The 11,560-nt window shown below is 38.4% G+C and carries 11 protein-coding genes; 8 read left to right on the top strand and 3 right to left on the bottom strand.

Going from position 1 to position 11,560, the window contains the following annotated elements; all coding sequences use genetic code 11:
* Positions 1-212: 212 nt before the first annotated feature.
* Entirely contained in the window at positions 213-563 is a 351-nt protein-coding gene (locus tag ACM0OY_RS07030) for a histidine triad nucleotide-binding protein (protein WP_414568143.1), read from the bottom strand.
* Positions 564-853: 290 nt separating this feature from the next.
* Here ACM0OY_RS07030 and ACM0OY_RS07025 point away from each other — a divergent pair, with 290 nt between their 5' ends.
* The 3 genes from ACM0OY_RS07025 to ACM0OY_RS07015 all read left to right on the top strand — a co-directional run bounded on the left by ACM0OY_RS07025 (position 854) and on the right by ACM0OY_RS07015 (position 3,946).
* Entirely contained in the window at positions 854-2,404 is a 1,551-nt protein-coding gene (locus ACM0OY_RS07025) for a glycosyltransferase family 39 protein (RefSeq protein WP_414568142.1), read from the top strand.
* Positions 2,405-2,492: 88 nt separating this feature from the next.
* The gene (locus ACM0OY_RS07020; protein ID WP_414568141.1) at positions 2,493-3,530 is read left to right on the top strand and encodes a glycerophosphodiester phosphodiesterase; all 1,038 of its coding nucleotides are present in this window, start codon (positions 2,493-2,495) and stop codon (positions 3,528-3,530) included.
* A 65-nt stretch (positions 3,531-3,595) separates the two neighbouring features.
* Positions 3,596-3,946 (top strand): Rieske (2Fe-2S) protein, encoded by a 351-nt coding sequence (locus ACM0OY_RS07015; RefSeq protein ID WP_414568140.1) that lies wholly within the window; start codon positions 3,596-3,598, stop codon positions 3,944-3,946.
* Positions 3,947-4,173: 227 nt separating this feature from the next.
* On the opposite strand, the gene ACM0OY_RS07010 is transcribed toward ACM0OY_RS07015, so the two are convergent.
* A complete protein-coding gene (locus tag ACM0OY_RS07010; RefSeq protein WP_414568139.1) occupies positions 4,174-4,569 on the bottom strand; it encodes a DUF6335 family protein in 396 nt (131 codons plus the stop codon).
* Positions 4,570-4,919: 350 nt separating this feature from the next.
* Here ACM0OY_RS07010 and ACM0OY_RS07005 point away from each other — a divergent pair, with 350 nt between their 5' ends.
* The 5 genes from ACM0OY_RS07005 to ACM0OY_RS06985 all read left to right on the top strand — a co-directional run bounded on the left by ACM0OY_RS07005 (position 4,920) and on the right by ACM0OY_RS06985 (position 8,798).
* Entirely contained in the window at positions 4,920-5,321 is a 402-nt protein-coding gene (locus ACM0OY_RS07005) for a DUF2267 domain-containing protein (RefSeq protein WP_414568138.1), read from the top strand.
* Between the two features lie 108 nt (positions 5,322-5,429).
* On the top strand, positions 5,430-6,527 hold the full coding sequence (locus ACM0OY_RS07000) for a DJ-1/PfpI/YhbO family deglycase/protease (RefSeq protein WP_414568137.1): 1,098 nt from the start codon (positions 5,430-5,432) through the stop codon (positions 6,525-6,527).
* Between the two features lie 188 nt (positions 6,528-6,715).
* On the top strand, positions 6,716-7,114 hold the full coding sequence (locus ACM0OY_RS06995) for a hypothetical protein (protein ID WP_414568136.1): 399 nt from the start codon (positions 6,716-6,718) through the stop codon (positions 7,112-7,114).
* 185 nt (positions 7,115-7,299) lie between these two features.
* The gene (locus ACM0OY_RS06990; RefSeq protein ID WP_414568135.1) at positions 7,300-7,641 is read left to right on the top strand and encodes a cupin domain-containing protein; all 342 of its coding nucleotides are present in this window, start codon (positions 7,300-7,302) and stop codon (positions 7,639-7,641) included.
* Positions 7,642-7,877: 236 nt separating this feature from the next.
* On the top strand, positions 7,878-8,798 hold the full coding sequence (locus tag ACM0OY_RS06985) for a manganese catalase family protein (RefSeq protein ID WP_414568134.1): 921 nt from the start codon (positions 7,878-7,880) through the stop codon (positions 8,796-8,798).
* Positions 8,799-9,012: 214 nt separating this feature from the next.
* Here the strand turns inward: ACM0OY_RS06985 and ACM0OY_RS06980 are convergent, their stop codons facing one another.
* The gene (locus ACM0OY_RS06980; RefSeq protein ID WP_414568133.1) at positions 9,013-11,178 is read right to left on the bottom strand and encodes a GumC family protein; all 2,166 of its coding nucleotides are present in this window, start codon (positions 11,176-11,178) and stop codon (positions 9,013-9,015) included.
* Positions 11,179-11,560 lie beyond the last annotated feature (382 nt).

Below are 11,560 nucleotides of genomic sequence, written 5' to 3'. Positions count from 1 at the left end.
CGTTGGCGCTTTCGCGACGTTGAATGGTTGCTGTCATTGTTTTATAAGTGCGGTTAGTTATTTATGATTTCAGTAAGTGAACTTACTTACCTATAGCTACTACCTTAAGACCAAAATTAAGATTTGTAAAGAAATTTTAAATCAGTATTGATTATAGTACTGATTTGTTTAAAGGATGAATCGCATTTCCAAGTGCGATTCATCTGGTTTTATTAACCAGGAGGCCAATCTAACTGCCGTCCTCCCAAGATATGTAGATGTAAGTGGTAGACTGTTTGGCCGCCATCATCACCTGTGTTGATGACAACTCGATAACCATTTTTCAGTCCAGCTTCTTGGGCAACGCGTTTGGCAGTTAATAAAAGATGCCCCAACAATGCATGATCCTGAGATTCAGCATCAGCTAGTGTGGCAAGAGGTTTTTTGGGAATGACGAGGATGTGGATAGGCGCTTGGGGGTGAATGTCTTTAAATGCCAACGCCAAATCATCCTCATATACAATATCAGTGGGAATTTCTCGACGAATGATTTTACTAAAAATCGTTTCTGTATTTTCACTCATGGCAATATACCTACTCATCTGCTAAAGATTTTAAAGGTTTAACGTCATATAAGAAATGCTTACAAGAATCTGGAGTCAATTTATTTTGAGTATCATTTGACGATACGTTATTCTGTTTAACAGAATAATTAACACAATAAAATACTCCTTCATGTGATAAGGTCTTCGATAGATTGGATTACTCTCACTCGGAATGAGAGATATTTATTTTAATATCTTGCTCAAGTCTAGATAGAATTTTGAGAATTGGAAAGTTATATACTGCGTATATTAATGCTTTGGAGATGGACATGAAACAACCAAAATATTATTTTGTGTTTTTTATAATTATTACAATTAGCATTTTTACCCGTTTCTTCTTATTGCAAAATCAAAGTCTTTGGTTTGATGAAGGTTGGAGCCTATCTTTATCTGATGCTACAAGTTTTCAAAAAAATCTCTATAAAATTGTAAACCGAGAAGCTGGTGATAAATACCAACCACTTTACTACTTGTTATTGTTCTATTGGCGTTCATTTTTTGGGGATAGTGAATTTGCCATTCGATCGCTGTCAGCTTTGCTTGGAGTTGGCTCAGTAATTGTTATGTACTTTACTTGCCTAAATATTTATGGCAAAAAACATGCATTTTGGTCCTCCTTAATCTTAGCAGTCAGTTCTTTCAGCGTATTCTATAGCCAAGATGCCAGACCCTACTCATTATTAATATTTATAGCTTCACTCCAGATATATTTCTTTAGTAATTCACTCAAGGATGACCAAAATAATAAAATCATTTCAAAAGTGCTTTTTGGGATTTTTACTGCCATAGCAACTTTTGGCAGTGTCTTAACAGTAATGTTTACATCAGCCCTTTATATATCTCATGCTATCGTTTATAAAAACTTCAAAGAATGGATCAAATGGTTGATACCTTCAATAATTTTTTCCTCACCAATGATTTGGTTCTATTTGTCTTCACCTGCTGCATCTGATCCAACAGCTACAGCAGTTACTCGTACTGGATTACCTATATTCCAGAACATTATGTTTGTGGTCTACGGGACATTAGTCGGCACATCCTATGGACCACCACTGGAGGAATTACGCGGTGATAATAAAATAGAAATTTTACTTGGTTACTGGCCTCATCTACTAATCTTTTTTATTGTTATTGCTGTAATTTTTATAGCTTTAGTGAAGAGTTTATTTAGTGACTCCAAGAAAATAAAATATCAACGTGCTGATTATTTATTTGCATTGATTTTGGGCACATCATTTTTACTGAATTTTGTCTTTGCTCTAGTTACTAAAATTAATTGGTTACCGCGTCATTCTTTTTATTTATGTATACCGCTTTTCATTTTGATACCGTCAACATTTTTGCATTATTATCAGTCTCAAAATCAACCTCAAAGTAAACTTGATAACCTGTCTACATTTGCCAAAATAGCTACTGTTTTTTTGGTAATTATGAATGTTTATTCAAATTTTAATTACTATTTAGATCCACTATATGGAAAAGATGACTATCGTTCAGCCGTTCATTATTTAGTAAAAAATCGAGATGAATCTGGAAAATCTGTATTACTGCTGGGACAGAATAGGTTATTAAAGTATTATGGAGATTCATCGACTTTATATCTACCAGCATATGTTCTCGAAAAAATAAATGGAAAAAATTTAGGAGAAAAAATTAACACAGCTACCAATAATTCCAAGACAGTATTTCTGATAGTTAATCGTGAATTTTACTGGGATTTAAAGAATAATTTTAAAACTGAAATGAGCAGTTTATATGATTTAGAAAATGAAGAAAGTTGGCGTTATATGAAAATATATCGATTTGTGAGGAAGACATAAATTTTTTCAGTTAAAATTTATGAATATAAATCAAGAATTAGATAGAGATAAGTTCAGACGAAACAAAAATTAAGATTTTAAAACTGAGGTGATTAAAAGATTCACAAATAAACCCCCAATTATAATTGCACATCGAGGTGCTAGTGGCTATCGTCCAGAACATACTTTAGCTGCTTATGAATTAGCGATCGCACTAGGGGCTGACTATATTGAACCAGATTTAGTTTCCACAAAAGACGGTGTTTTAATTGCTCGTCACGAAAATGAAATTTCTGAAACTACTGATGTTGCTAGACATACAGAATTTGCTCACCATCAAACCACCAAAATAATTGATGGAGAATTAAAAACAGGTTGGTTTACCGAAGACTTTACCCTTGCAGAACTGAAAACACTACGAACCAAAGAGCGAATTCCCCAACTACGCCCACAAAATATTCTTTATGATGGATTCTTTGAAATTCCTACATTCCAAGAAATCATCGATTTAGCCAAAGAGAAAAGCGCCAAAATTAATCGTCAAATCGGAATTTATCCAGAAACTAAGCACCCGACTTACTTTAAATCTATTGGGTTACCCCTAGAAACAGCCCTATTAGCAACTTTAACCGCAAACGGTTATCAAGGAGCCAATGCACCTGTTTTCATTCAGTCTTTTGAAGTGAGTAATTTGCAAGATTTGTCTACAAAAACTGATTTACCTTTGGTGCAATTGCTGAATAATACTGGTAAACCTTATGATTTTGTAGTTAATAGCAATGATCAGACATATGCAGATTTAGTAACTGCTTCAGGTTTAGAAGAAATTGCTAAATATGCACAGGCAATTGGAATTCATAAAAATCTACTAGTTTCTAGAGACAGCACTGGTAAATTGCTCTCACCAACATCTTTAATTATCAATGCTCATGCATCTAATTTACTGGTTCATGCCTGGACTTTCCGCAATGAAGACCACTTTTTACCGTTAGACTTTCAAGGAAATCCCCAAGGAGAATACGAGCTATTTTTCAAATTAGGTATTGATGGCGTATTTAGCGACTACCCAGATACGGCTTATACTGTGAATGAAAATCTTAGGTTTAAGTTTTATTCCGACTCTCCACTTCCGCCTTCCCATTCCTAAAAAGCGATCGCACTGGTCACAATTGCGGGAAACTAAAAGCAGATCTATTAGGAAAGGAGAACCTAATGAGTTGGACTAAAGTTCTTGCAACCGAAGCACTATCGCCAGGTAGCCGACAAGTGGTAAAAGTTGGCAACCGAAAAATCCTACTTTTGAATCACGAAAATCAGCTTTATGCCGTAGATAATGTCTGTCCCCACTTAAAATTGCCTTTGAAAAGTGCAAAACTCACTGAAGATGGAGCGATTGTTTGTTCTTTCCATCGCAGTAGTTTTGACCTGAGTACTGGTGAGGTAAAAAATTGGTGTCCCTGGCCACCTGGTGTAGGTAAAGTACTCTCGTTGGTTTCACAAGAAAAAACACTGCCAGTTTTTCCGATTCGTGTGGAAGAAGGTAGTATCTGGATTGATGTGTAAAAAGAATAAGTAAAAGGAACTGGGGACACTTCTCTTCTCTACGAGACGCTAAGAGCGAACGAGACGCTCCGCGTAGCTTGCTTCCCCGTAGGGGTACGACAAGCTCAGTGCATCGCTGGAGAGTGGGGAGTGGGGAGATGGGAAGACAAGAAAGAAGACAAGGAGAATAATTCTTAATTCTTAACTCAGCACTCCCAATTCCTCATGCCCAGTCCCCAGTCCCCAGCTTACTCTCGTTGTTGATAATCTTCGGAAGACATCGGATCTAACTCCCAGCGAGCGTCGTCACGTTCCTCTAAAATATCGTTGGTACGCAGCAACGCAAAATCGTCCATTTCTAAGCCCACTGCTGCTTCTAAATCTTCTGTTACATTTTGATCGGGAGTCGCAACAGTACCACCAACAGCTTCATCCCCAACTGCATCTGCATCCTGCCAATAAGCATCAACATCGCCACCAGTGAGTTGGGGGCTAGTTTCTGTATACTCGCGTCTTTCGTCTCGCAGGGATCGCCCACCAATATTGTATCCTGGCAAGTCTTTCACACCAGTACCGTAAGATTCAGTAATTTCTTGCGGCAAATCATCAGTTTTTATTTCGTCATTGGGATTTTTTTTTGCCATATTCTTAGCTATTTTCTGCACTTTTACAATAACGTTTTCTCGTTACCAAGTTCTCTTACTAAAGATGTATGGCTTTAGTAATAAAATAATCTATCCCCTTAGTACGAAGCTAAAGTAGCGATCGCAGCGTAAATTGGTAAATATAAATTCATGGTCAAGCAACTTGTAGTTGAAGTTTTTAGTTATGAGTTAGGAGCGATGAAACCGAAATTATTCGATAGTCAACTTCTAACTTGTAACTATTTTTTATTATTCAAGAATTAGATTTTAATTTACCCATTTTGATGTTGTTAACTACCTGAATGCTAAACAACAAAACATTCCAAGATTTTGAACAGCGGAGGTAGAAAGTGGAATACAACGAGTTTATTACACATGTACAAACTCTTGCTCAATCAGATTCTCGTGAAGAAGCTGAACGTGCCACCCGTGCCACATTAGAAACTCTTAAAGAACGGATAGCACATGATGAAGCAGAAGAATTAGCTGCAAACTTGCCTCAACAACTAGGCGATTTCTTGCGAGGTCAAAAAGGAAATAGCGATCGTTCTTTCAACTTGCAAGAATTTATTAGCCGTGCAAGTCAAAAAGAAAATACAGAACCAACTATTACTGCAATTCATGTCCGGGCTGTATTTGCTGTGTTGCAAAATGCTGTCAAGCCAGAAACTTTTGCTGCTTTTCACGCCCATTTGTCTCACGATTATGAAGAATTGTTTGCTACTTCATCAACGGGTGAAGTACCTGCATAGCGAACAATTTAAACATTATATAAAGGAGAAATCCTGGTTGTTTAATTGTTCTCATCAATGAAAATACTAGCTAGTTAAATACTCGAAATAAACAGGTAATACCATATTATGGCTCACAATAACAATCACTTTGGTAAGAAAAAAGTTGCTATCCTCATTGAACAAGCAGTGGAAGATGTAGAATTTTCAGTTCCTTATAATGGACTAAAACAAGCGGGAATGGACGTAGTAGTGCTTGGTTCCCGGATGAATGAAAAATACAAGGGTAAACGCGGTAAGCTAAGCGTACAAGCTGATGGTACTACAACGGAAGCGATCGCAGCCGAATTCGACGCAGTAGTGATTCCTGGCGGTATGGCTCCCGACAGAATGCGACGCAACCCCAACACAGTACGTTTCGTACAAGAAGCTGTACAACAAGGAAAATTGGTCGCTGCGGTTTGCCACGGGCCACAAGTTTTGATTGAAGGCGACTTACTTAAAGGTAAACAAATTACTGGCTTTAGTGCTATTAGCAAAGACATCACTAATGCGGGTGCAAATTATTCAGATGAACCTTTAATAGTAGATGGAAATTTGATTACATCTCGTGAACCTGGAGATTTGGCAATTTTCACCACAGCTATTTTGAGTCGTTTGGGTTATGGTGGCAAAGATGCTGCATTGCCAAATGAAAAAGATACAACTGCTCAATGGTGGAAACTAGCTGATGCTTGGGGTGGCTCAACAAAAGGTGAAATTGGCAGAGGTTTAAATACTGCCCTTGCTGGTGAACGTTATTCGCTAGAAGCTTTAGAAAAGTACGCAGAAAAAGAATCTGATACCGAAATAAAATTAGTTTTTCAAGAAATGATTGGCAAGAAACAAGGCCATATTGAAAAACTAGAAACATATCTTCAAGCATTAGGTGAAAAACCTTCTTTAGGGGCAAATATCGCTAATCAGTATGCCAAAGTGAAAAGTGCCTTAACAGGAAGTGACGACATATATCAATTACGTTCTGCTTTGGGAGATGTGCAAACAGGTATTGGGGATATTGGCAATTTGTGTGCAATGTACACTGACCCAGTTGCAACTGCTATTTTTAAAGAAATTTACCACGATTTATTGAGATACGAACAGCGATTACTAGAGTTGTATCGGGCGCGGACAGCCTCTCAAATTCAGCCTCCCAAGCCCACTACAGGTGCTGCTGTATCGATATAAATAAGCGTTAGTAGAGAAGCACAGCCGTGCTTCCCTACAAAAACAGACTTTCTTAAAATCTTGTTTCTTAGGAATAACCTAGAAATGCAGAGATAGTGGCTTCGCCTCTTGAAAGAAAGGCAACTTTATTAAAGTTGTTCTCAAACCTTGTGAATTTCACACCCAACATAATGCAATTAAGGATTTTTATGAACCAACTGATTTCTTGGCTAAAAAATATTCGTATCCGTCAGATGATTGTGGTTTTTCTGGTAGGATTTATGTTTTTACTCGGTCAAGCTTTTAGCTACGGTAATGTAGCACAAGCTGATGTTATAACTCCAGAGGGCACTTATTATAAAGGTGTACCAGACGGACAAGGTGACATTAGAAACGATAACCAAATTAGAAACACCCAGAACAAGCTAAAAAACGCTGCTGATAATGTCCGTGAAAAGCTTAACTTGGATGAAAAAACTCCTCGAGCTACAAAAGAGTTTTTTGATTCTACAAAAAACAAAGCCGCAGACAGAACTAGCAGATCACAGAGAGATACAGAAGGTTATTATCAATATCCTCCTAACACACCAGTCAGAAACAGAGACTAGAATTTTAGCAAGTTTTGAGTCTAATTCTTTGACTCATATACCAATCTGATTTGATTGTGCTAAAAAATTATCTACACTTCAGATAAGGAACAGAATAGGCAATAGGCAATTTTATATTGTCTATTGCCTACTTAATAAATTCACAAATCAGATACAAATACCGTACATTATTCAAGGGAGAAAATATGGCTGATAAAACAGTTACAAAAATAGACTCTGCTTATTCTCCTAAAGGTCAACTAGGTCAAAAATATCTGGCATCTGGTAAAAGTATTTCTATGCGTTTATGGGAAAATGAGCAACCGAATGAACCTAAAGATCCAACGGCGCGGGAATATGAAACTGTTGGTTATGTAATCAATGGTCGTGCAGAATTGCACATTGAAGGACAAAATATCTTACTAGAGCCAGGGAGTTCTTGGGTAGTACCAAAAGGAGCTAGCCACACATACAAAATTCTAGAACCATTCACTGCTGTTGAGGCAACAAGTCCTCCTGCTCAAGTTCACGGACGGGATGAAAATTAGATACTGAAAATTCAACTTTGGAGAAACACAGATGATTTCTAATCTGTGTTTTTTTATATATATCTATAGTTCTAAATATGCTGGATTTATATAACATTTTTATCAAACTATAGGCTGATGAACATAAAACATTTACTTAGTTTCCTAAATAAGGAGAGGCAACACAAATATCGAATAAAACTTTGGCAACAGTTTGATTTTGTGTTTGTACTATCTGCAATTAAAAAGGAATCCAAATGTTTTATCACACCAAGAAACTACAGTATTTTAAGCCGCCAGAAAAACCAGATCCGGTTTACGCAATGAAAATTCAAGAACTCATTGGTGGCACTTTTGGTGAAATGACTGTGATGATGCAGTACCTGTTTCAAGGCTGGAATTGTCGAGGGCCTGCCAAGTACCGGGATATGCTTCTAGATGTTGGTACTGAGGAAATCGGCCATGTTGAGATGTTGGCTACAATGATTGCCCATTTGCTCGATAAAGCACCGCTCAAAATGCAAGAAGAAAGTGTAAAAGATGCGGTTGTGGGTGCAGTGATGGGTGGTAGTAATCCACGAGATGTGATTATGGCGGCGGCGATGAACCCCCAACACGCTATTGTCTCTGGTTTGGGTGCGACACCATCTGATAGCGTTGGCTATCCTTGGAATGGTCGCTTTATTGTTTCTAGCGGTAACCTGTTGGCTGACTTTCGCTCTAATCTGCACGCAGAAAGTCAAGGGCGTTTGCAAGCAATACGACTGTATGAGATGACCGACGATCCTGGTGTAAAAGATACCTTGAGCTTCATGATTGCCCGTGATACGATGCATCAAAACCTATGGTTAGCAACCATTGAAGATTTAGAACGTTCTGGACTCGAAAAAACTCCAGTTCCCAGTTCTTTCCCATTGGACTTGGAGAAACGTGAGTTTTCCTATCAGTTCTGGAATCATTCAGAAGGAACCGAAAGCGCCGAAGGTCGCTGGGCGAAGGGTCCATCAATGGATGGCAAAGGTGAATTCCAGTATGTAGCAAATCCCCAACCACTGGGGCCAGAACCACAACCACCCCAGCCCGACCTCCGACTACATAGTACCCCGAAAGTTGGACAGACAGAGGGTAATGGTTCCAGCGCACCTTCTGTACATGAACGCACAACTATTGGCGGCTAATTTTGGCAAGAGAATCTATAAGGGATATATTGAAAACCCCGTGCATTTTATGTCGGTGAGTATCATTACTTGTTCCCATAGCATTTTCTCTCCCCAATTCTCCCAATAAAGGAGGATTGGGGTGAGTTTAGCTCCAACTTGCATTGATTTAGCATACTAAGTACTCAATAGCCAGTGGTCTTAAACCGCCTAAATCAGTAACTAGGAACTTGGGTTAATCACCATTAATATTGCTCCTTTGACCGTTACTAACCATACCTAAAACATTCATACGATAAGTTTTTAGATGCTCTAAAGTTTGCTTTATCATTGATGAGTCTGTTTTGTCAATTCTTACCACTAGCAACATGCCATCAGTATGGGGTGCTAGCAGGCTAACATCAGCTAGTTCCAACAAAGGTGGAGCGTCATAAATTACTAAGTCAAAGGTATTATGAAAATCTGTCATTAGTTGCTTCATCTTTTCAGATGAGAGTAGCTTTGTGGGGTCGGACGATATCGGTCCAGCAGTGATTACAGATAGTCGATTCATTGAGGGTAGCTCTCGGATTGCATCACTCATTGGTGCATTTGTTGAGATTAAACTACTTAATCCTCGTGAGTTATTTAAATTTGATAAGTTGTGAATGTTGGGTTGGCGTAAATCAGCATCTACAAGTAGTACTCGTTGCCCCATATCTGTAGCTACTTGAGCTAAATGAAAAGCAATAGTAGATTTACCATCGCCAACCATAGCTGAGGTAATAATTATAGAAGTAATGGAGCGATCGCCACTGAGCAATTGGAAATTTGTATAAAGTACCCGCAAAGCTTCTAAAAATTTTGTCCGATAGCTGCTATGGTCTTTTTTTCCTACGACACCTAAGCCATAAATGCCTTTTAAAATGGGACTTGGTATTTTTATTATGGGAACTTTCCCTTTAGCTGCTTGGTTTTGAGTGCTTTCGACTTGTTTTTCAAATGGAATATTTCCTAACAACGGCAGTTTGACCTCTTCCTTGAGTGCCTGAACGCTATGGTAGGTCTTATCAAGCTTTTCCAGCAGTAAGGCTATGGCAATTCCTAAAGCTATGCTCCCAACCAACCCTGGTATTAAATAACGTTTGATGCTCGAATCTGAGATCGGAAACTTCGGCTCACTTGGTGCCTCAAGCAACTGCCAACCAAGTTCTGTCTGAGATATCTGAATTTGGAGATTTTCGCGAGTCGATAAAAAACGATTCAGGCTCTCAGTCGCCACCTCTAATTTTCGCTGTAGTTCAGTGTATTGTCGTGCCAAAATTGGCCATTGCTTGCGCTGTAGTTCAAGTTTTTGCTCTACTTTAGCAAGCTCTTGACTTTGCACTTCTAGAGTTTGAAGCTGAGTCGTTACTTCTGCTATTTTTGTACTCAGAAAGCGTTGTGCTTCCTTGTTTAGCAAGGGTAACAGCATTGTTCGTTTCTGCTTCAATGTTTGGATGGTTGGGTTAGTATCTTGCAAACGAGTTGAGTCTGCTGCAATTTGAACGTCTACTTGCTGCAATTGAGCCAACAACTGTTGATACAAAGCAGCATCCTTGAGCATTGCGACCTTACCATCTTTTCCCTGTAGAAAAGATAGATTGGCGCGAGCTTCTGCCAATTGCCGATTGACCGCTTGTCGTTCGTTTGACAAGTTACTGATTTGACTAACAACCTGTCCTGATTGGACTTCTGGGTCAACAAAGTCGTACTTTTGCCGGAACGTTTGCAGCTCTTTCTGAAGCTGATCGACTCGATTTTGGATAGATGGCAGCTGTTTTTCTACGAACAGAATTCCTTGGCGTAACTTGGTTTGCCGCCTTTCTCGACTATAATCTAAATAATCCTTAGCAATTTGGTCGAGTACAATTTTAATTTGGTTTGGATCGTGACTTCGATAACGAACTTCTATAATCTTGGTTTCAGCAAACCGAGAAATCGTCAAATCTGCAATCAGCGAACTGTAGCTAATATCTGGATAGGTAGTTTGTAAGTGCTTTACAATCTCTCCCATCAATTCAGGGCTTTTGAGAACCTCAATTTGACTTTGATAATCTAAACCAGATTTGCTGACATTAGGGTCTTTGACAATATCTACTACTTTCGAGTCATCATTTACAGGTTCCACTAAAAAGCGAAAATTGCCTTCATATACTGGTAAGTCGGGGTTTAGTATCAAGTTGGCAAAAACAACTGTCGTTAGAGTAATAGTTACCCCTGCAATGACTAACGCTCGTCGCCGTACAACACTCAGAATTTGTGCGAAACTCGAATCATTTGCTTCCTCTTGTGACCACGGCAAAGGTTGAGACTGAAGAAATGGCGGTACAGAGTTCCTATTCTTGTCATAACTTGACGATTCAGAAGAATGATTCTCCATCTATTTAAAAATACTTAATTAATTACGCTACAAAATTAATGTGTCTAATAGCTTCGGTACTTTCCAGTTAAGGAAGCAAGTACACAAAGGTTTATTATTAGCCGCCAAACTGGCAAGCTGGTTAGTACAATGCGTCATCAATGGGAAGCAGAAATCAAGATTTTGATAATTTGTAAATATCAATACATCCTCTAGGTTAGTTTTAACCCTCTATTATGGTAACGCTTACTTAGTTTCAACTGTTATAATTTTAGGCTTTTCACTCTCTCAAATTCTCGGTGAGTAAGCAATGATGATAAAATATTTGTTTTTAAGTATACATTTTTTTAGTTCCATTTCATAGGTCAAGTCAAAAGGAATCTCGAATTGCATCAAAGTGTCG

The organism is Nostoc sp. CCY 9925, assembly GCF_963920935.1.
In the GTDB taxonomy this organism is placed as follows: domain Bacteria; phylum Cyanobacteriota; class Cyanobacteriia; order Cyanobacteriales; family Nostocaceae; genus Nostoc.
The sequence above is the reverse complement of the archived record's forward strand: the minus strand, read 5'-3'. Positions and strand labels throughout refer to the sequence as shown.

Coding starts and splice junctions, on each gene's coding strand:
- ACM0OY_RS06980 (WP_414568133.1), bottom strand. CDS start 11,178: ATGGAGAATCATTCTTCTGAATCGTCAAGTTATGACAAGAATAGGAAC.
- ACM0OY_RS07015 (WP_414568140.1), top strand. CDS start 3,596: ATGAGTTGGACTAAAGTTCTTGCAACCGAAGCACTATCGCCAGGTAGC.
- ACM0OY_RS07010 (WP_414568139.1), bottom strand. CDS start 4,569: ATGGCAAAAAAAAATCCCAATGACGAAATAAAAACTGATGATTTGCCG.
- ACM0OY_RS07025 (WP_414568142.1), top strand. CDS start 854: ATGAAACAACCAAAATATTATTTTGTGTTTTTTATAATTATTACAATT.
- ACM0OY_RS07030 (WP_414568143.1), bottom strand. CDS start 563: ATGAGTGAAAATACAGAAACGATTTTTAGTAAAATCATTCGTCGAGAA.
- ACM0OY_RS06990 (WP_414568135.1), top strand. CDS start 7,300: ATGGCTGATAAAACAGTTACAAAAATAGACTCTGCTTATTCTCCTAAA.
- ACM0OY_RS07000 (WP_414568137.1), top strand. CDS start 5,430: ATGGCTCACAATAACAATCACTTTGGTAAGAAAAAAGTTGCTATCCTC.
- ACM0OY_RS06995 (WP_414568136.1), top strand. CDS start 6,716: ATGAACCAACTGATTTCTTGGCTAAAAAATATTCGTATCCGTCAGATG.
- ACM0OY_RS06985 (WP_414568134.1), top strand. CDS start 7,878: ATGTTTTATCACACCAAGAAACTACAGTATTTTAAGCCGCCAGAAAAA.